The sequence below is a fragment of the Citrobacter sp. Cpo015 genome, from assembly GCF_030333035.1.
Lineage (GTDB): Bacteria > Pseudomonadota > Gammaproteobacteria > Enterobacterales > Enterobacteriaceae > Citrobacter > Citrobacter portucalensis.
In genome coordinates this window covers 398,911-419,061 of the sequence record NZ_JAOWGS010000037.1, presented here as the reverse complement: position 1 = coordinate 419,061, position 20,151 = coordinate 398,911, and the positions used below count along the sequence as shown (strand labels likewise).

Genomic DNA, 20,151 nt, shown 5'->3' with positions numbered 1-20,151 from the left:
TTACCATTTAAAAATTTTTTTCAGTCTGCCATAATTCAAACAGCAGTAAAATAATGCCAATAGTCATTAACACATCTGGATCTTTTAGAACATCCTAACTGACATTAACAACCTGAATGTTGTAAGCCTTTTCCGAAAGAACAGAGCAGGTATAATCCCCATAGTTTTCTGATTAATTGTTAGTTTTCCCAGTGTGAAATGGATTTTCCACAAATTCATTGTTCTGTAGAAGAGCAACCGAATAAACAAGGATGAAATAATATTTATTCGACTCTCCCTCAGAACAACCCTTGGCTATTTGACAATATTATAACGCCTGATGTTTTATAAAATTATCAAGATACGCATACAGTTTGAGGCATACAACAATGAAACCAGCATCCGTTATCATTATGGACGAACACCCTATTGTCAGAATGTCGATAGAAGTACTACTTGAAAAAAACAGTAATATCCAGGTTGTGTTGAAGACCGATGACAGCCGTACGGCAATAGAGCACCTGCGCACTTACCCTGTCGATCTTGTCATTCTGGATATTGAACTACCTGGTTCAGATGGATTTACATTACTCAAGAGAATAAAGTCTCTGCAGGAGAATACTCGGGTGCTGTTTCTCTCCTCCAAATCGGAGTCTTTTTATGCCGGGCGTGCTATCCGGGCCGGTGCAAATGGTTTCGTCAGTAAACGAAAGGATTTAAATGATATCTACAATGCGGTAAAAATGATTTTATCGGGATATTCTTTTTTCCCTTCAGACACCCTTAACTTCATTAACAATATAAATATGAAAAAAGGTGTATTGAATGACATGCCGCTCTCTAATCGCGAAGTTACGGTTTTGCGTTATCTGGCAAATGGGCTCTCTAATAAGGAAATTGCTGAGCAGCTGTTACTCAGCAATAAAACGATTAGTGCTCACAAAGCTAACATCTACGCCAAACTCGGCTTGCACACTATCGTTGAGCTGATCGATTACGCAAAAATGCATGAATTAATGTAATAGCACTCCCGGCGAGACTTCGTTCGGGAGCGTTTTATCCGCGCATTGATTAGTTATAGTTAATCATAAATGTGGCATCGGCCCTGGCGAGGCCTGGCTGAACCCCGTCTGCTAACGCGATATAGTTGGCGAAAAAGGTCAGCGTGGCATTGCCGTTTTCATCAATCCCTACGGTTTGGCTGGCCTGCTCGAGCGGTAATCGCGTACGGTCACTGTCATGCAGTTCGATCGCCACCTTTTGCGCCATCACCGCGTCATCAAGCGCCAGCAACGTCGTACCCGGGGCCGGAGTACCAGAAAACGTTATTGACGCGGATCCCGGCGGGCAGCCTTCCAGCTTCAGCGTAAACGCGACTGGTTGGGTAGTATCCCCGCTGGTCTGTAACTGCTTTGTTGGCCAGGTGCCCAATTCAACCGACTTATTGCTGTCGCTGGCAATCACCGCACAGGTAAAGTCCACCACGTTTCCGCGCAGTTCAATATTGATTTCGCCCAGCGATGAGGCCGCATGGCACAACGAGCTGAATGTCAGTATGGGCAGCATCACCAGAAGCGCCCATGAAGTTGGCGTTTGCTTGTTAGTCATAATCTACTCGCAGATAGCCACGGGCAGTAAAAGGCCCTTCGGTAGGTTTATTCCCCGTCACGCTGACCGGCCATGTCCGAATACTCACGTTTGCCGCGGCGTTATCATCCAGTTGAAATGGGATCGTGCTGGACAGATTATTGGGCGTCAGCGGTCTACCGGTTTTATCGGCGACAATGAACCCTAAGTCAGGATTGTCTGATACCATCATTTGCCCAGAGGCTTTCTCGGCCTCTACCCGCATGGTTAAGTATGCCTGTGCAGCGACGTTGGTGCATTTTATCGCCACCGTTTTGGTCTGCGGATTAATGCCTTCGGGACGGTTTCCTGCCCCCGCCTTGCTGAACAACGATGCGCCAATATCGCCAAAATCAAACTCGACAATCTGCCCTGCGTTCACCTCACAGTTTTGTGGCACCTCCACCTTACCGCTGTAGCTGATGGTATAAACCGGCGTGCTTAGCGCATCTCCAGTACTGGTCGTGACATAGACTCTGAACATGGTCTGGCGCGGGATCGGCACCATGTTAATAAACGAGCGGATCACTTTGAGTTTAAACACCAGGTTTGAATCCTGTACGCCAAAAGGCTTCTGCTTCGAAACGTTCGAGTCAACGCCCATACGGATATAATTTCGCGGAGGATAAAACAACCCGGCATAGCTGTCGGTGATGCTCATGGCCCCCAGCAGGTAGTCATTGAGCTTCAGATACTGAAAACCACCCTCGGTACTTTGAACCGGAAGTTCAGTGACATAGCTTCGATAGGTGTAATTCACCGTTGTCCCAGCCGGACAGGTGGCATTAACGCCAACCCAGCCCGATTTTTCCGGTAACGTCACCACCTGCCCCGGCTGATTATTGCTGCTGTTAAAGACGTTCGACAGATCGTAAAAAACATCCGTTGGTGTGCCATTCGAGTTTTGACAGACCGTCGCCCAGGACGAATGAGCCATCAGCAGTAAAGCGCTTCCCAGTAACAAACCTGTTTGTCGTTTCATCGTATTATTCCTGTCGTGCCGTTGGAGATTCGCACGTCACGTTCGTGAGCGTCACCGCCTGTTTCAGACTCTCCTCAGGCAAGGCATAGTGCGCCACGCAGCGAGCGTTAGCGCTTTCCCCCCATTGGATCAGCAATTCGCCTTTTAGCGGTAAGCCGCTCAGGTAGATTTGTCCGTCTTCGCCCACCATACTGGTCACGCCGCTGGTGTTTTCACGCACAACGGATCCAAATGGCACAGGTTTACCTGCATATTTCGCGGTTATCAGCGCCCGCACGCCGATACGTGTATCAAACGCTGCTCGCACCAATGCCCCTTGCGTTGGCACGACGCTGCTAACGTTATTTTCCACATCGGTATTGTTGTTCATTGAATTGGTATCTAACGCGACGCGGTTATAGCGATAAACGGTGGCATACGGCATCACCGCGTATCCGCGCCAGTCGGTTTGCACGCCGGTCTGGTTTTCTATCCGCACACCCTGCGCGCCAGGTGCTTTAACCAGCACATTGGTGTCCCCCAGCGGCTGACTGAGCGTAATACCGTCCGCATGCCCCACCACGCCGCCGGAGAGCTGCCAGTTATAGTCATGCTGATCGCGATCGTAGTTGTATCCCACGCCCAGCGTGCCATAAGCCGCCTGCCAGTTGGCGCTGGCGTTTCCGCTGTAACCGTTGGTGCTGCTGTGCCCCTGATTCACGCTATAGCTCAGGTTGCGTCCATCCAGTAACGTACCGCCGATCCCGCTCTGCCAGCTGTTTTGTCCGTTGCTGTTGCGGTTGGCATTAAAAGTGGCGTAGGTGCGATCGAGCGCGTTATCACGCGAGTAGCGCCGTCCGCTTAGCAGGCTGAACGGCACTGACATATTGAATGCCAGAATACGGTCGGTGTCGGAGATGCCTACCGATTCATTCCACGACCAGGAGAGTGAATAGCTAATTCCCTGCCAGCCGCTGGCATAGCCCACCTGATACCAGGTATTGGTGTCTGAGGTATTCCAGTACGTTTGCTGACTCCCCGAAACATACAGCGAGCCGTAGTCTCCCAGGTTCTGCGAAATGTTAATCTGGAAGCGGCCCTTTTTGCTGTAACTCAGGTTGTGGTAACTCTTCACATCGGGCACGTCGTGGCGATTGCCTTCGCTGTCGTATTCATACCCTTCCATGCTGCGATACGCGACGTCATCAAGGGTATAGAAGCCGCGCGTTGAGTAGCGATATCCCAACAGTTGGAAGTTTGTACCAAAGTTGTTCAGCGATTTTGCATACAGAAAACGCAAAGACTGCCCCTGATGCGTACTGTCATCCGCCAGTTGACTGCGCGCATGGGTTAAATCCACAGAAACCGCCCCCCAGTCCCCCAGGTTTCGGCCAGTGCCTAAAACTACCGCGGTGTAACGTGAGGCCAGCTGCGTACCGCCATAAGCGGTGTAGCCTTCTGGTAACCCGGCAATTAATGTTCCCTGGAAAAAGAACGGTGAAGATTGCTGGCTATTGCCGCTGCGAAAATCCCCGGCAACCACGTCGTATTTGAAACGCCCTTCTCGTTGTAACAAGGGAACCGTGGAGTACGGCACCGTATAGCGCTGCTGGCTGCCGTCCTTTTCGTCCACCGTCACCTCAAGGTCACCGCTGGATGACGTCGGGTTGAGATCGGTTATCGAAAAAGCGCCCGGTGAAACATAGCTTTGATAAATCACATAGCCATTCTGACGAATGGTCAGTTTCGCTGCGGTACGCGCAATACCGCGAACGGTAGGCGCATAGCCCTGTAAGCTGTCGGGATACATACTGTCTGAGGAATAGAGCCGCGCACCGCGAAACCCGACGCTGTCAAATACGTCGTTGCCGGTGTTGCTGTCGCCCATTACCAGTTCACCCTTCAGCGGGATAATCGCGCGCTGAAGCCATGTACCGATATTTTTCCAGCTTTGTGAGTGGTATCCGTCACCTTTGGAATAGCTCCATGCGCCGTTATTTCTCAAGCGCCAGGGGCCATAGTTCAGGCCACTGAGCATACTTAAGAAATAGCTGTCAGTGTCACTGCCGCGGCTGCCGGTAAAGCTGTAGTTGACCAGCGCAGCCGGGATCCCTTCATCCCACTCCTCCGGCGGAATATAGCCACGCGCGCTGTTTAACATTGACGCCTGCGGCAGGCTGACGTTCAAGCGCAGGGTAGAAAAATCAAATGCAATCTCACTGCCTGGAATCGCCTCAGGTAGATTGATGCAGGTATCGTTCGGATCCTTACTGAGTGCCGGAAATGCGGTGATATTGACGCCAAGGCGCTTCACCCAGTCGAGTCCAAAACACGGCATCAGCCCACCAGACTTCTCCCCGGCTTTTCCCGCACTGCTCGTAAAACGAATATCCTGAGTGGCAACAAACTCATCGTTGCGCCAGATATCCACGCGATAAACGCCTTCAGGCTGATGATTGCCTTTTTCAAAACGTGATAAATCCGCCACGGTTGCCGTATCCGCAGATAAAAAGGCCGGATTAAAATAGCTTTCCCCATGGCTTAAAGAGGGAAAGAGCGCCGCCAGCGTGGACAACGCCACCCCCGCCAGCGGTGGCGTAACCCCCGGTAACAGGCCAGGAAAATACGTTGTCTTATTCATCGTTATCTCAACGCACGCTAACCGTTTGGGCCGGGGTCACGGCGCCATAATCATTGACCGTCTGGAACGTGACGTTGCCCTGAAGGCCCGTTGGTAGCAGGACCTGCGCATCACTTTTCGGCGCGACCATCACGTTATCAACCTTCGTTTTCCCCACGTTGAGATTGACCAAGGTGACGTAATACGCTGACGGATTATTGATTTTCAGGTGGTTGCCGATACGGGAGAATTTCAGCATCCCGGGCGCATCTTCCGGAATTTGCGGCAGATTATTCGGACGGACAAAAAGCTTGATGCGGGACAGAATCGCCAGTTGCAGAACGTTTTTACCCTCAAGGCTGTTTTTATTGACTGACGGAATGGCTTTCACATTCATCCAGAACAGCGATTCACGGTCTTTGGGCAGCGGAACACCTGCATAGATGATACGCAGCGTGTTTTCGCTTTTGGGTTCGCTGACGAACAGCGGAGGCGTAACCACAAACGATTTTTCTTTAACGCCTGCGCTATTCTCGATCCATGAATTGACCAGGTATCGTTCTTTGGTATCACTATTGCTAATAGACAGGGACGTTTGTTTGGCATCAGCTGGATAAATAACGCGGGTAGCGCCTAATGCAATACCGCCGGCAGCCTGAACACTGGCAGCAGAAAATAAGGCCAGTAAAAGGATAAAACCTGATTTTAGATAATTAAACATAGCTACAAATACCTTTGGTGTGATTATCGTTGGGAAATTAATCAGGGATAAACCAACGTAAACCACACGTCTGAACGAAGCGTTCCCGGCGTTATATTTTCCGAGACAGCCCGATAACGAGCAGTGAAATGAAACGTCATCTCTTGCGTTATAATCGGCGCATAATGAAGCGGCAGCGCATTCGGAATAATTTGCTGTTGGCGCTCATCAAATAACGCCAGACCGATCCCCGAAGCCGCAGACGCATCACCACTAGCAAGAAAAACCTGCGGATCTTCTGCTGGTGTCACACCTGCAAACGCAATCCCAACGTGGTCATAAACATCGGAGCTGCATGACGTTAAGCGCAGTGAAAACGGCACGCTGGTAGAGGCAAAGCTTCCCGTCCCGGAGAAAGCATTAGTGCGATACTGCCCCATTTGCACCCGCAAATTTTGGCTGTCGGTAGCGACCGTACAGGCACCATTGACGAGCTGCCCCCGTAAGTGAAGGCGGCCACTTTCCAGTATTACCGTATGTGCAAACACAGGCAGTACGCACAGCATTCCCGCCAGCGCCACGCCTTTCCCTATCATCTGCCGCATCCTTCATCATCCCCGGAAATTGCCTCATCCAGTGAGGCGAACGTCATCCTTGCGCAAATCAGAACGGCTTATTCGTACTTCATGATGAACGTCGCGTCGGCATTTGCCTGACCCGGCGTAGCGCTGGTGGCTGTGGCTTTGTAACGCGCAGAGAAACGTAGGGTGTTGGTCCCTTCTACCAGCGCCTGAGCGGTAGAGAAGGTAGCTCCATCCGGCTTCAGCGCGGTGGACGTATTGTCCAGGATCTCAATCCCGACACCGCTGGCAGTGGTACCGTTATCTGCAGAAGTGACAGCCAGCAGGTTGTTGTTGGTAATATCGGATTGACCAGAGAAAGCCACGGCTGCGGTTGCGGCAACTTTCGGGTCACAGTCGTTCAGCACGATTGAGAACGGAATTTGCGCCGTTGTATCGCCAACTGCGGTAAAACTGGCGGTACGATACTGGCCTAAGGTGACAACCTGATCGGATGACTGAGTACTGACTGCACAGGCTGCATTGACCAGTTCACCTTCAAAATGCACAGTACCGCCGCTAACGCTTACCGGATCGGCTGCAACCGCTGCACCTGCAACTAACATCAGGCTGGCAATAACAGAAGAGGTCATTAATTTACGTTTCATGGATTTCCCTTGAATTACACACATCCGGCTCCGGCGTCCTGCGGGATCCGTTTGAATCATTATCGACATTAAATGTCAGGCTAATTATCTCTGCATCCTGTAAAGATATATATCGCAAGAGAATTAGCTAACCTTTTACCCCAACTCTCCTGAGTATTTGATTCACTAATTAATCTTCGCGAATATGACTATTCGTCACAGGGTTAAATTAAACATTTCAATTAATGAAAAATACCTGCAAATCCTTTTATTGACCCTGGCCAATTCTTATTGGGACCTAAGAAAAATCTGGGTTAATATTACTTAAATCCTTCCATAAAGGTACGTAACAGACTGGTTTATGGCGCATTACCCCTGAAAACACCAGGGTGATGAATTGTTTCATTCACGTTAATTTTAATTCGCATGCTCATTAATTACCTGGGAGACTTCAGCCTCTGTGCTGATCCCATGCTCTGACCATGGCACCCGTTATCGCACGTAAAAACGCAAACGAAAACTGACAGCACGCCCCGCTTCTGACAAAATAGTGACATCCCCTTCGGTTTAACGTAACAGACGGAATTCTCTCTCTGATGGCAGCAAAGATTATTGACGGTAAAACGATTGCGCAGCAGGTGCGCTCTGAGGTTGCTCAAAAAGTTCAGGCGCGTTTAGCGGCTGGATTACGCGCCCCAGGCCTGGCTGTTGTGCTGGTAGGTAGCAACCCGGCTTCGCAGATTTATGTTGCGAGTAAACGCAAAGCCTGTGACGAAGTGGGGTTTGTCTCCCGCTCCTATGACCTGCCTGAAACCACCAGCGAGGCGGAGCTTCTTGAGCTGATCGATACGCTCAATGCAGATACCACCATCGACGGTATCCTGGTACAACTGCCTTTGCCGGCGGGTATCGACAACGTGAAAGTGCTGGAACGTATTGCGCCAGATAAAGACGTTGACGGTTTCCACCCGTATAACGTCGGTCGCCTGTGCCAGCGCGCACCGCGTCTGCGCCCATGTACTCCGCGCGGTATCGTTACCCTGCTTGAGCGTTACAACATCGATACCTACGGTCTGAATGCCGTGGTCATTGGTGCCTCGAATATTGTCGGTCGCCCAATGAGTATGGAGCTACTGCTGGCTGGGTGCACCACCACCGTCACCCACCGATTCACCAAAGATCTGCGCCGCCACGTAGAAAATGCTGACCTGCTGATTGTTGCCGTCGGTAAACCGGGCTTTATTCCTGGTGAGTGGATCAAAGAAGGTGCGATTGTGATTGATGTCGGCATCAACCGTCTGGAGAATGGTAAGGTTGTTGGCGATGTGGTCTTTGACGATGCGGCCGCACGAGCGTCATATATCACGCCGGTCCCCGGCGGCGTAGGACCAATGACGGTCGCCACACTTATCGAAAACACGCTGCAGGCGTGTGTTGAATATCATGATGTAAAGGACGTTTAAGATGGCCACATTTTCACTGGGTAAACACCCACACGTTGAACTCTGCGATTTGCTGAAGCTGGAAGGCTGGAGCGAAAGTGGCGCCCAGGCAAAAATTGCTATTGGCGAAGGGTTAGTGAAGGTCGATGGCGTTGTTGAAACGCGTAAACGCTGCAAAATCGTTGCCGGACAGACCGTCAGCTTTGAAGGCCACAGCATTAACGTCGTGGCGTGACCCTAAGTGCCGGATGAGGTTAACACCGTATCCGGCCACTTCCCCCTCTCGTTTTCAGATAATGACTTCATCCCCACTTCACAGTGAACTGATAGCATGTTGTTTTTCCATACGAAGCGATCATCATGCCCACTATCGTTACCCACGCGGCCGTTCCGCTCTGTTTAGGGTTAGGTCTCGGACTTAAAGTCATCCCCCCACGATTACTGTTTGCTGGCGTCGTTCTGGCCATGCTGCCAGATGCCGACGTGTTGTCATTTAAGTTCGGCGTCGCCTACGGCAATGTGTTTGGCCACCGGGGATTTACCCACTCACTGCTGTTCGCCTTCGTGGTACCGCTGCTCTGCGTCTTGATTGGCCGACGATGGTTTAAGGCGGGATTGATTCGCTGCTGGCTATTCCTGACGGTTTCACTGCTGTCGCACAGTCTGCTGGATTCTGTCACCACCGGCGGTAAAGGCGTCGGCTGGCTGTGGCCGTGGTCGGATGAGCGCTTCTTCGCGCCATGGCAGGTGATTAAAGTCGCCCCGTTTGCGTTATCACGCTACGCCACGCCGTACGGGCACCAGGTGATCATGTCGGAGTTAATGTGGGTATGGCTGCCGGGAATCGTAATGATGGGTGTGCTGTGGTGGTATCGGAAACATTAATCTGCCGGATGCGACGCGATGCGTCTTATCCGGCCTATACGGCCCGGTAAGCGTAAGCGCCACCGGGCATTACAGAGTTACTTACGACGCCAGGTGGTACCCTGCGGGCCGTCTTCCAGCACGATGCCCATCTCGCTGAGACGGTCACGCGCGGCGTCAGCTGCCGCCCAGTCTTTCGCCTTACGTGCATCCAGACGCTGTTGGATTAGCGCTTCAATTTCAGCAACTTCACCGTCATCCGCCTGCGCACCGCTTTGCAGGAACGCTTCTGGATCCTGTTCCAGCAGGCCCAGTACGCTGGAAAGCTTACGCAGATGCGCAGCCATGCCGTTAGCCGCCGCCATATCTTCACCCTTCAGACGGTTAACCTCACGTGCCATATCAAACAGCACGGAGTAGGCTTCCGGGGTGTTGAAGTCATCGTCCATCGCTTCAATAAAGCGCGCTTCAAAGGCTTCGCCACCGGCTGGCGCAACGGATTTGTCGGTGCCACGCAGCGCGGTATACAGACGCTCCAGCGCAGAACGCGCCTGTTTCAGGTTCTCTTCGCTGTAGTTCAACTGGCTACGGTAATGACCCGACATCAGGAAGTAACGGATGGTTTCGGCGTCGTAGTATTTCAGCACGTCGCGAACGGTAAAGAAGTTGCCCAGCGATTTGGACATTTTCTCGCGGTCAACCATCACCATCCCGGAATGCATCCAGTAATTAACGTACTCACCGTCATGAGCACAGGTGGACTGAGCGATTTCGTTTTCATGGTGCGGGAACATCAGGTCCGAACCGCCGCCGTGAATATCGAAATGGTTGCCCAGCTGCTTGCAGTTCATCGCAGAACATTCGATGTGCCAGCCCGGACGGCCCGCGCCCCACGGAGATGGCCAGCTCGGCTCGCCTTCTTTGGACATTTTCCACAGCACGAAGTCCATCGGGTTGCGTTTCACATCAACCACGTCAACGCGTGCGCCTGCCTGCAGCTGATCCAGATCCTGGCGCGACAGCTGGCCGTAGTTCGGGTCAGTCGGCACGTCGAACATCACGTCGCCGTTATCAGCAACGTAAGCGTGACCTTTGGCAATCAGTTGTTCAGTGATTTCGATAATTTCAGCGATATGGTGCGTAGCACGCGGCTCCAGATCCGGGCGCAGAATATTCAGCGCATCGAAATCGCTGTGCATTTCCGCGATCATTCTGTCGACCAACGCCACAAAGCTTTCGCCGTTTTCATTCGCGCGCTTGATGATTTTGTCATCGATATCGGTAATGTTGCGCACATACTTCAGCTTATAGCCGAGGAAGCGCAGATAACGCGCAACGACGTCGAAAGAAACGAAGGTACGTCCGTGGCCAATATGACAGAGATCGTAAACGGTAATACCACACACGTACATGCCGACTTCCCCGGCATGAATAGGTTTGAATTCCTCTTTTTGGCGCGTCAGTGTATTAAAGATTTTTAACATCGAAGATTCCGTGTAGACGTGTGTGGATAGTAAAGTCTGTATAATACCCATAATTTAGACCGGAAGCAGCACACTTTGCGAGGTGATCGCAGCTTGCGGTTATGCTATAACACACCCCTAACTCTGACCCTTGACGGGGTCGAAGCACCAATCTATCGGAACAGGATGCAAAAATGGTTACTTTCCACACTAATCACGGCGATATCGTAATCAAAACGTTTGATGATAAAGCGCCTGAAACAGTTAAAAACTTCCTGGACTACTGCCGCGAAGGTTTTTACAACAACACCATTTTCCACCGTGTTATTAACGGTTTCATGATCCAGGGCGGCGGTTTCGAGCCAGGCATGAAGCAAAAAGCCACGAAAGAAGCGATCAAAAACGAAGCGAACAACGGTCTGAAAAATACCCGTGGTACGCTGGCGATGGCGCGTACTCAGGCTCCGCACTCCGCAACCGCACAGTTCTTCATCAATGTTGCAGACAACGACTTCCTGAACTTCTCCGGCGAAAGCATGCAGGGTTGGGGTTACTGCGTGTTCGCTGAAGTTGTTGAAGGCATGGACGTGGTTGATAAAATCAAAGGCGTTTCCACTGGTCGCAGCGGTATGCATCAGGATGTGCCAAAAGAAGACGTTATCATCGAAAACGTGACCGTCAGCGAGTAATCGTGGCGACACTGTTTATTGCAGATCTTCACCTCTGCACAGAAGAACCGGCGATCACCGCCGGTTTTCTGCGTTTTTTAGCCGGTGATGCGCGAAAGGCCGATGCGCTATACATTCTTGGCGACCTGTTTGAAGCCTGGATTGGCGACGACGATCCTAATCCGCTGCATCGTGAAATGGCCGCGGCGATAAAATCACTGACTGATTCCGGCGTTCCCTGCTTTTTTATTCACGGCAACCGTGATTTTCTGCTCGGTAAACGTTTTGCCCGTGCGAGCGGCATGATCTTGCTTCCCGAAGAAAAAGTGCTCAACCTGTATGGCCGCAAGGTGCTGATCATGCATGGCGACACCTTATGCACCGACGACGCAGGCTATCAGGCATTTCGCGCCAAAGTGCATCAACCCTGGTTACAGAAGCTGTTCCTCGCTCTGCCGCTGTTCGTTCGCCAGCGAATCGCTGCGAAAATGCGTGCCAACAGCAAAGCAGCCAACAACACCAAATCGCTGGAAATCATGGATGTGAATCAGCAGGCCGTGATTAGCGAGATGGAAAAACATCAGGTTCAGTGGTTAATTCACGGCCATACCCACCGCCCTGCCGTCCACGAACTTACGGCCAATGAGCAACCCGCTTTCCGCGTGGTTTTAGGCGCATGGCACACCGAAGGTTCGATGATCAAAGTCACCCCTGACGACGTTGAACTGATCGCCTTTCCGTTTTAATTCTGCAGATACCCAGTTCCTCTTTACACAAAACTATTCGAGTTGCATCAAAGCGGCAAATCTGTGAGTCCCCTGGAGCTTACAAAAGTAAGTGACTGGGGTGAGCAGATGCAGCCAACAAAGAGGCAGCTTGAAGAGTGAAGTACAAAGCGCGCAATCGTTTTCCTTGGCGGTGAATTATGCTATTCTCTGTGGCCTCAAAAGTCGAGTGTAGTGCACCACAGGAGTTTTCAGACGCATGTCTTCCCGCAATAATCCGGCGCGTGTCGCCATCGTGATGGGGTCCAAAAGCGACTGGGCTACCATGCAGTTCGCCGCCGAAATCTTCGAAATCCTGGACGTTCCGCATCATGTTGAAGTCGTCTCCGCCCACCGCACCCCAGACAAACTGTTTAGCTTCGCCGAAAGCGCTGAAGAGAACGGTTATCAGGTGATTATTGCCGGGGCCGGTGGCGCAGCGCATTTGCCTGGCATGATTGCGGCGAAAACGCTGGTGCCAGTTTTGGGCGTTCCGGTGCAAAGCGCAGCGCTGAGCGGCGTAGATAGCCTCTACTCTATCGTTCAAATGCCGCGCGGTATTCCGGTCGGCACGCTGGCGATCGGCAAAGCGGGGGCGGCAAATGCGGCCCTGCTGGCAGCACAAATTCTGGCAACACACGACAAAGCATTACACCAGCGTCTGAACGACTGGCGCAAAGCGCAAACCGATGAGGTGCTGGAGAACCCGGACCCGCGAGGTGTCGCATGAAGCAGGTCTGCGTACTTGGCAACGGACAGCTAGGGCGCATGCTGCGCCAGGCCGGTGAGCCACTGGGCATAGCGGTCTGGCCCGTCGGGCTGGACGCTGAACCGGCTGCGGTCCCTTTTCAGCAAAGCGTGATCACCGCTGAGATTGAGCGCTGGCCGGAAACGGCACTCACCCGCGAACTGGCACGCCACCCGGCGTTTGTTAACCGCGACGTCTTCCCGATTATTGCCGACCGTCTGACGCAAAAGCAGCTTTTTGACAAGCTCGGTCTGGCGACTGCGCCGTGGCAGCTGCTGGCAGATAAAAGCGAATGGTCTGCGGTATTCGACAAACTTGGCGAGCTGGCGATCGTGAAACGTCGCGTCGGCGGCTACGACGGACGTGGACAGTGGCGCTTGCGCGCAAATGAAACTGAGCAACTGCCGGACGACTGCTACGGCGAGTGCATCGTCGAGCGGGGAATCAACTTCTCCGGTGAAGTCTCACTGGTTGGCGCTCGTGCGCACGACGGCAGCACCGTTTTCTATCCGCTGACCCATAACCTCCATCAGGATGGCATTCTGCGCACCAGCGTGGTATTCCCGCAGGCTAACGCCAGACAGCAGGAACAGGCTGAAGCAATGCTCTCTGCCATCATGCAGGAGCTGGGCTATGTCGGCGTGATGGCGATGGAGTGTTTCATCACCCCGGAAGGTCTGCTGATTAACGAACTGGCTCCGCGCGTGCACAACAGTGGCCACTGGACGCAAAACGGCGCCAGCATCAGCCAGTTTGAGCTGCATCTACGTGCCATTACCGACCTGCCGTTACCGACGCCGGTGGTGAACCACCCTTCGGTGATGGTAAACCTGATTGGTAGCGACCTGAACTACGATTGGCTCAAGCTGCCGCTGGTGCATCTGCACTGGTATGACAAAGAGGTGCGTGAAGGGCGTAAGGTGGGTCATCTGAACCTGAGCGACAGCGATACCGCGCGCCTTAGCGCAACGCTGGAAGCGCTTATCCCCCTGCTGCCGCCGGAATATGCCAGCGGTATTATCTGGGCGCAGTCAAAGCTGAAATAAGAAAAAAGGGGGCGTACATATAAACGCCCCCTTTTTTTACAGACGGATACACGTTCCGGCTTTGCCCGCCAGCGTATCTTCAATGCGTGACAGCGCGCCAATCCATGCCGGTTTTCCACGTCGCTTCACATATCCACTTACGGCAGTAACCTTTGGGCCCATCGAACCATCAGCTTTAGCAAACGGCGCCAGCTCATCAGGAGAGGCCTGACGGATCGCGCGTTGCTCCGGCGTCCCCCAGTTTTCATAGACCGCATCGGCATCGGTCAGAATGACCAGACCATCGGCATCGATCTGTTCAGCCAGCAACGCCGCCGCCAGGTCCTTATCAATGACCGCTTCAGACCCTAATCCTTCGCCAGTGACGGGCACGCCGCCGCCCCCGCTACAAATCACCACATGCCCTTCTTTGAGTAAGAGCTTAATAGCATCGCTTTCTACGATCTGGCGAGGTTCTGGCGAAGCGACAACACGCCGTAGGTATTTGCCGTCACGCTTCATATGCCAGCCGTAATTCGCTTCCAGTTGCGTTTGTTCTTCGGGCGAATACACCGGGCCGATAAATTTTTCCGGCGACATAAACGCGGGATCATCCTCGGATACCACAATCCGCGTTAACACCGTGGTCACCGGCGGCATTTCCGGTTCTGCGGTCAGGCTCTGCGCCAACATATAACCGATCATGCCCTGCGTCTCGGCCACCAGCACATCTAATGGATAAGGCTCGACCTCCTTCCAGGCAAGGTTCTGTAACGACAGCAGGCCAACCTGCGGTCCGTTACCATGTACGATAGCCAGGCGATACGAACGCGCCAGACGCGCCAGGGCGGGTACGGCGCTGGCAATATTACGATATTGATTTTCTGCCGTTAGCGCCTCACCGCGCTGCAATAATGCGTTGCCACCAAGAGCAACAACCAGCGTTTTCATTCCCTATCCTTCTATGATTTGTTGTCCAAGCCAGAACCCCAACAAGGTGTCTGCGCCGGAGGTATGCCCAAGCGCCAGCAGCGAATTTATCGCCGCATCCAACCTTTCCTGGCGATGCAGAGCATGGGTAAAGTGGAGTAAAGGTGAAGCGAAGTACCCTAGTGCCGCATAGCGCAAATAGCTCACGCTAACCACGGTCGTCGCTTGTTCAAGGTTGCCGGAATAATCAAAGAAACGGTGACCGGAATCCTTATTCAACGCACCAAAATACCAAGCGGCCAACAGCATGCCAGTCAACGTGTCATCATGACTGGGCGTTAAACCAGGCCCCTTGCCCAACCACTGCCGCCAGTCTGTCGACAAACCGGCAAGCGCCGATAAGAAACAGTGGCGGAACTGACGCAGTTCGGGGCACAAAGGCAGGCTTGCCGCCAGCATTAACGGTCCAAATAATCCCGTTTCCTCGCCGCGCTCCATCCAGGCCGGTGCAAGGCGCGCGGCATGAGGGCGATAGGTTATTTGCAATGAACAGCAGCGCTGAGGTTGACGTAAAAGATACGGTCCCAACACAATCCCCTCGGGGACAGCCTGAGGGGTTTCGCTACCACTTAACGACGTACGCAGCGCATCAAAGTCATGTGCACGGATCACCCATCCCCCTGGGCTAAAGCCGCTTCCCTGGCGGTGCAGCGTTAACAATGCGCCCCCTTCGGCTACAAGGTTAATCGAGCGTCGCCAGACACCAGACAATTGCCATGACTGGCGAAAATCCGCAGATTGCTGGCTGCCCATCAGAGGGTGGATGATCATCATGCGCGCCTCTGTTAGCTAATGCCCATGCTTTCAGCCAGCGCTTCCAGTGCCAGCTCAAAGCAAGCGAGCGGTGCACGGACTGTACCGGCACCAATCTGGCCAATACCGGCCTCTTTATGGGCAATACCAGTATTAATCAGCGGCGTAATCCCTGTTTCGACCACGCGACGGATATCAAGTCCCAGACAGGCCCCCTGGAAATCCCAGCCGGGGATTTGTAGCTGCATATTGCGCTCCAGATAGATTTCCGCCATCTCTTCGGAGACGGATTTTGCGGCTTCCATTCCTCCGGCACCGACAAAACGCGTTACGCCAGGCGCGGCAATCATCGCCGCACCGCCGATACCAAAGGTTTCAGTGATGGCGCTATCACCCATATCCGGGTTAGCCTGTTCCTGTGAAAAACCGGTAAAGAACAATCCCTGCGGGGTGTTAACAGGCGCGGTAAACCAGCGATCGCCAAGTCCGCTTACGCGAATACCGAACATGTCGCCATTACGGGTCATTGCCGTCACAATACTGCCAGAACGCACCTGGGCTCCGGCGTCCATTGCCGCTTTGCAGTAAGCCATCGCCAGGTTAAGGAAGAACTGGTCGGTTACACTAAGGAAATCCATCACCTCAGCAATCTGCTGCTTATCATGTTCCAGACGGGCAATTTGCGGGGCCAGCGTACGCATCAACAGGGCTGAAGAAGCAATATTGCGCTGATGGAACTCATCGCCCATCGTAATGCCCTGTGCCATCATGGCGGTCAGGTCAATACCCTGCTCCAGAGTGCCCAGCGCTGCGCTTAAGACCGGCATCAGAACATCACGCATCCAACGTAAACGCTGCTGGACATCCTCACCGTACGCGCCGAAGCGCATCACTTTGCCGATGCCTTCATTGAGATTGCAGTAAGCCCTGTTCCCTTCGGTGATATTTTCCACCACCAGCATCGGCATGCTGGCAGAGGTGATTCCGCCCATTGGGCCCACGGCATTAACATGATGGCAAGGTACAAAATTGACTTTTCCCTGCTCCAGTAAAGCCAGCGCGCCTATTTCATCATTGGCCCATCCTTCAAACAGGCATGCACCAATGCAGGCGCCTTTCATCGGGCCAGTCATTTCCTGCCAACGCATTGGCGGTCCTGCATGAAGCAGTGTTTTCCCTTCATTGAGTTCACTGATTAACGAGGAAGCTGGTTGCACATCCAGCCAGTGCGGACGCGCACGACGAATTTGTTCGATTACTGCAGCGTTGGCTTGCGCCACTGATGTAAACATTGGAACCCCTTATTGCAAACGTTCTAATAAACGAGCCAGTTTTTTATTACCGCCAGCGACAGGCGCCCACTGGTAATGCACCACAGGCTTTTCTGCCGCCTGTAAATCCAGTGCAAAACTGCGTAACCCGGCATTAATAACCGCCACTTTTTCCAGTAGCGCAGGTGCGGATTGATGAGATAACGGTTGAGCTGGTCGAACCAGTTCAGCGGCAAGTAGTGTTGCCTCAGGCAGTGAATTCACCACGGCGATACCGGCATCTTCCAGCGTGGCAATTTGCAGTGAACGGCACTGCGGATCGCGCTCGGTGCCGGTGACCGTCGCAATGGCAAACAGCGGTTGCTCGCTAGCTCGCGCAGCACACGCTTTCTGCCAGGCCTGGGCCAGTGATGCAGCCGGGTCGGCTGTCGCACCGTAGCCAATCACAACATCCACCAGCAGCACCCTCACTTGCGGCTGCGAACCCAGATCTGTAATAAGCTGATTACGTAATGCGGGATCGATCATCGGATGCGGACGCCCGACAGTGTAAAAATCATCACCCAGATCGATAATCTGATGCCCGGCGGCATCCAGCATCATCCCGTGGTGGTGTTCCGCATCCGCCGGGACATTCAGGTGACCGGCCAGCAACCCCGCCGCTTCAGCAGCCAGCGTACCTCCGGTATACAGCCCCCTGATTACGCCATCTCCTGTAGTGAAAAACGCACTGCGTCGCGCCGTGACTCGCGCCAATAAACAAGCGAGACGGGCTGCATCATCCAGTGTTGCTGCAAACCAGACGTTCTCGTCTCTGGCAACCGCAGAGGTATAACCTAAAAACAGCGCTACAACAGGTTTTCCCGTAGCTTTCATCGCAGTAACAATACGCTGACGAACAGCTTCTGCCGGTGGTTTTGACACAAAAGCCAGCACCTGACTTTTGTCGTCTGCCCCAAGCATCTCCAGTGCGGTAAGTGCACTAATCCCGCCCACCTCGGCGCTCAGATCGCGCCCCCCCAAGCCAATAGCATGAGTAATACCTTCATCGGCCAACGCAATTTGCGAACAGAGTTCCTGGATTCCTGTACCGGAGGCGCCAATTACACCGATATTGCCTTCCGGCATCACGTTGGCAAAAGCCAGCGGCGTACCGGCGATCATGGCAGTTCCACAATCCGGCCCCATCACCAGAAGACCTTTATCTTGTGCGCGACGCTTCAGTTTAATTTCATCTTCCAGCGTGACGTTGTCGGAGAACATCATGACGTTCAGGTTGCGATCCAGTGCCTGGTTCGCCAGTTCCGCCGCATATTCGCCAGCAACAGAAATTAACGTCATATTCGCATCAGGCAGTTTCTGACACGCGCTTTCCCAGCGTCTGACCTGCAGGAGTGTTTGACTTCCTCCGGTTGCCTGGGCGAGTTGCTGCAACGACTCATCCAGCTGTTGCAGAATAGCTTGGGTAATACTTTGATCGGCAGTTTCAGTACGAATAGCCACGCAAATATCATTCGGCGTCGCCTGATTAAAATCGTCATGCCAGAACCCGGTCGTTTCCAACAACGATTTATTCGCTGGCGTTCCCATCATGACCGATACATCATCTACATTTTCGGACTCACTCAGCTTGCGTGAAATAATCATTAAACTGACAGAGTCCTGAAAACACCCTTTTTTAATAAAGGCGTGAATCATAACAACCCCTTAATAATTGCACCCATGGCAATTGCACGAGTAGTGTTAATGTGGAACTCAAGGTATATATCCGGCATCACAAATAGAGTGACTGATATCACATACAATTTATTAGCAAAAGAATTTTAATAACCACCAAAGGATTACATGTTATTTTCTAACGGCATTATTTATTTAAAAAGAAATGGCAAATCAGCGCTGATTATCAAATAAATTCTAACTATATTTTTTTGTGTGTCTGGATCACATAATCTGTTTATATTCCCGGTATGTTAACGGCAGTCATGCTTCACACCGTCGTTAAAAAGGAAGACAGATGAAAATCAGTCGGGAAACACTCCACCAGCTTATCGAGAATAAGCTTTGCAAGGCCGGACTAAAACGTGAGCACGCCGCAACGGTTGCTGAGGTATTGGTTTATGCCGATGCCAGAGGCATTCACTCTCATGGCGCCGTACGCGTTGAATACTATGCCGAGCGCATTTCAAAAGGCGGTACCAACCGCGAACCCACATTTCGTTTTGAAGATACCGGTCCCTGCACAGCGATTTTGCATGCCGATAACGCCGCCGGGCAAGTCGCTGCAAAGATGGGTATGGAGCATGCAATTGAAATTGCTAAAAAAAATGGTGTCGCCGTTGTTGGAATTAGCCGAATGGGACACAGCGGAGCCATTTCTTACTTCGTGCAACAAGCCGCCCATGCTGGACTTATCGGCCTCTCCGTTTGCCAGTCCGACCCGATGGTTGTACCTTTCGGCGGCGCGGATATTTACTACGGAACCAACCCATTAGCCTTCGCGGCACCTGGAGAAGGTGACGATGTCATGACATTTGATATGGCCACAACGGTGCAAGCCTGGGGTAAAGTTCTCGATGCCCGCTCGCGTAACGAACCGATTCCCGATACCTGGGCTGTCGATAAAAATGGTGCGCCGACGTCCGACCCTTTTGCTGTCAATGCATTGCTACCTGCAGCTGGGCCAAAAGGCTATGGTCTGATGATGATGATCGATGTGCTATCCGGCATTCTGCTGGGATTACCATTTGGTCGTCAGGTCAGCTCCATGTATGAAGATTTGCATGCGGGGCGTAATTTAGGCCAACTGCATTTGGTTATTAATCCCGAGTTTTTCTCCTCCAGCCAATTATTTCGTCAGCATCTCAGCCAAACCATGCAAGAGTTAAATGCCGTTACGCCTGCACCTGGTTTTAAACAAGTTTATTACCCTGGACAAGATCAAGATATTAATCAACGCAATGCTGCGGCCCATGGTATCGACATCGTTGACGATATCTATCAATACCTGATTTCCGATGCCCTTTATTTGAAGTCATACGAAACCAAAAATCCCTTTGCGCAATAATTATTG

Annotated in this window: 20 protein-coding genes; 9 read left to right on the top strand and 11 right to left on the bottom strand. The window is 52.4% G+C overall.

Annotated elements, in window-relative coordinates; genetic code table 11:
* The first annotated feature begins 368 nt into the window (after nucleotides 1-368).
* Entirely contained in the window at nucleotides 369-1,001 is a 633-nt protein-coding gene (gene fimZ, locus OGY67_RS17735; RefSeq protein ID WP_003831119.1) for a fimbria biosynthesis transcriptional regulator FimZ, read from the top strand.
* Between the two features lie 49 nt (nucleotides 1,002-1,050).
* Here fimZ and sfmF read toward each other — a convergent pair whose 3' ends face one another.
* The 6 genes from sfmF to fimA form a co-directional block, all read right to left on the bottom strand.
* A complete protein-coding gene (gene sfmF, locus OGY67_RS17730; protein WP_187392937.1) occupies nucleotides 1,051-1,545 on the bottom strand; it encodes a fimbria assembly protein in 495 nt (164 codons plus the stop codon).
* 34 nt (nucleotides 1,546-1,579) lie between these two features.
* Complete coding sequence (gene fimH / locus OGY67_RS17725) at nucleotides 1,580-2,587, bottom strand: type 1 fimbria D-mannose specific adhesin FimH (protein ID WP_048214757.1); 1,008 nt, start codon at nucleotides 2,585-2,587, stop codon at nucleotides 1,580-1,582.
* Between the two features lie 4 nt (nucleotides 2,588-2,591).
* Nucleotides 2,592-5,207 (bottom strand): fimbrial biogenesis usher protein, encoded by a 2,616-nt coding sequence (locus OGY67_RS17720; RefSeq protein WP_286574324.1) that lies wholly within the window; start codon nucleotides 5,205-5,207, stop codon nucleotides 2,592-2,594.
* 7 nt (nucleotides 5,208-5,214) lie between these two features.
* Nucleotides 5,215-5,907 carry a type 1 fimbria chaperone FimC gene (gene fimC / locus OGY67_RS17715; RefSeq protein WP_267452461.1) on the bottom strand — a complete coding sequence of 231 codons (693 nt, stop codon included), beginning with the start codon at nucleotides 5,905-5,907 and terminating at the stop codon, nucleotides 5,215-5,217.
* A 41-nt stretch (nucleotides 5,908-5,948) separates the two neighbouring features.
* Entirely contained in the window at nucleotides 5,949-6,482 is a 534-nt protein-coding gene (gene fimI / locus OGY67_RS17710) for a type 1 fimbrial protein subunit FimI (RefSeq protein ID WP_048214759.1), read from the bottom strand.
* 77 nt (nucleotides 6,483-6,559) lie between these two features.
* Nucleotides 6,560-7,114, bottom strand: a complete 555-nt coding sequence (fimA, locus tag OGY67_RS17705; protein WP_032934356.1) for a type 1 fimbrial major subunit FimA — start codon at nucleotides 7,112-7,114, stop codon at nucleotides 6,560-6,562.
* A 575-nt stretch (nucleotides 7,115-7,689) separates the two neighbouring features.
* Between fimA and folD the strand changes: the two genes are divergently transcribed.
* The 3 genes from folD (at nucleotide 7,690) to OGY67_RS17690 (ending at nucleotide 9,420) form a co-directional block, all read left to right on the top strand.
* Nucleotides 7,690-8,556, top strand: a complete 867-nt coding sequence (gene folD, locus OGY67_RS17700; RefSeq protein ID WP_003831112.1) for a bifunctional methylenetetrahydrofolate dehydrogenase/methenyltetrahydrofolate cyclohydrolase FolD — start codon at nucleotides 7,690-7,692, stop codon at nucleotides 8,554-8,556.
* A 1-nt stretch (nucleotide 8,557) separates the two neighbouring features.
* Complete coding sequence (ybcJ, locus tag OGY67_RS17695) at nucleotides 8,558-8,770, top strand: ribosome-associated protein YbcJ (protein ID WP_003831111.1); 213 nt, start codon at nucleotides 8,558-8,560, stop codon at nucleotides 8,768-8,770.
* Nucleotides 8,771-8,895: 125 nt separating this feature from the next.
* A complete protein-coding gene (locus tag OGY67_RS17690; RefSeq protein ID WP_003831110.1) occupies nucleotides 8,896-9,420 on the top strand; it encodes a metal-dependent hydrolase in 525 nt (174 codons plus the stop codon).
* Nucleotides 9,421-9,497: 77 nt separating this feature from the next.
* On the opposite strand, the gene cysS is transcribed toward OGY67_RS17690, so the two are convergent.
* Nucleotides 9,498-10,883 (bottom strand): cysteine--tRNA ligase, encoded by a 1,386-nt coding sequence (gene cysS / locus OGY67_RS17685; protein WP_286574323.1) that lies wholly within the window; start codon nucleotides 10,881-10,883, stop codon nucleotides 9,498-9,500.
* 173 nt (nucleotides 10,884-11,056) lie between these two features.
* Here cysS and ppiB point away from each other — a divergent pair, with 173 nt between their 5' ends.
* The 4 genes from ppiB (at nucleotide 11,057) to purK (ending at nucleotide 14,088) form a co-directional block, all read left to right on the top strand.
* Nucleotides 11,057-11,551: a peptidylprolyl isomerase B gene (gene ppiB, locus OGY67_RS17680; protein ID WP_003021875.1), complete on the top strand. Its 495-nt coding sequence runs from the start codon at nucleotides 11,057-11,059 to the stop codon at nucleotides 11,549-11,551.
* A 2-nt stretch (nucleotides 11,552-11,553) separates the two neighbouring features.
* On the top strand, nucleotides 11,554-12,276 hold the full coding sequence (gene lpxH, locus OGY67_RS17675) for a UDP-2,3-diacylglucosamine diphosphatase (RefSeq protein WP_153753619.1): 723 nt from the start codon (nucleotides 11,554-11,556) through the stop codon (nucleotides 12,274-12,276).
* Between the two features lie 238 nt (nucleotides 12,277-12,514).
* Nucleotides 12,515-13,024 carry a 5-(carboxyamino)imidazole ribonucleotide mutase gene (purE, locus tag OGY67_RS17670; RefSeq protein ID WP_003831107.1) on the top strand — a complete coding sequence of 170 codons (510 nt, stop codon included), beginning with the start codon at nucleotides 12,515-12,517 and terminating at the stop codon, nucleotides 13,022-13,024.
* The gene (purK, locus tag OGY67_RS17665; protein ID WP_003831106.1) at nucleotides 13,021-14,088 is read left to right on the top strand and encodes a 5-(carboxyamino)imidazole ribonucleotide synthase; all 1,068 of its coding nucleotides are present in this window, start codon (nucleotides 13,021-13,023) and stop codon (nucleotides 14,086-14,088) included. Before purE ends, purK begins: the two co-directional genes overlap by 4 nt.
* Nucleotides 14,089-14,124: 36 nt before the next feature.
* Here purK and OGY67_RS17660 read toward each other — a convergent pair whose 3' ends face one another.
* The 4 genes from OGY67_RS17660 to OGY67_RS17645 are packed head-to-tail and all read right to left on the bottom strand — an operon-like array spanning nucleotide 14,125 to nucleotide 18,779.
* Nucleotides 14,125-15,018: a carbamate kinase gene (locus OGY67_RS17660; protein WP_137377118.1), complete on the bottom strand. Its 894-nt coding sequence runs from the start codon at nucleotides 15,016-15,018 to the stop codon at nucleotides 14,125-14,127.
* A 3-nt stretch (nucleotides 15,019-15,021) separates the two neighbouring features.
* Entirely contained in the window at nucleotides 15,022-15,831 is an 810-nt protein-coding gene (locus OGY67_RS17655) for an oxamate carbamoyltransferase subunit AllH family protein (RefSeq protein WP_286574322.1), read from the bottom strand.
* Between the two features lie 11 nt (nucleotides 15,832-15,842).
* The gene (locus OGY67_RS17650) at nucleotides 15,843-17,102 is read right to left on the bottom strand and encodes a YlbE family protein (protein WP_071692488.1); all 1,260 of its coding nucleotides are present in this window, start codon (nucleotides 17,100-17,102) and stop codon (nucleotides 15,843-15,845) included.
* A 9-nt stretch (nucleotides 17,103-17,111) separates the two neighbouring features.
* Nucleotides 17,112-18,779 (bottom strand): acyl-CoA synthetase FdrA, encoded by a 1,668-nt coding sequence (locus OGY67_RS17645; RefSeq protein ID WP_286574320.1) that lies wholly within the window; start codon nucleotides 18,777-18,779, stop codon nucleotides 17,112-17,114.
* A gap of 316 nt (nucleotides 18,780-19,095) precedes the next feature.
* Here OGY67_RS17645 and allD point away from each other — a divergent pair, with 316 nt between their 5' ends.
* The gene (allD, locus tag OGY67_RS17640; protein ID WP_137377115.1) at nucleotides 19,096-20,145 is read left to right on the top strand and encodes an ureidoglycolate dehydrogenase; all 1,050 of its coding nucleotides are present in this window, start codon (nucleotides 19,096-19,098) and stop codon (nucleotides 20,143-20,145) included.
* Nucleotides 20,146-20,151: the final 6 nt, after the last annotated feature.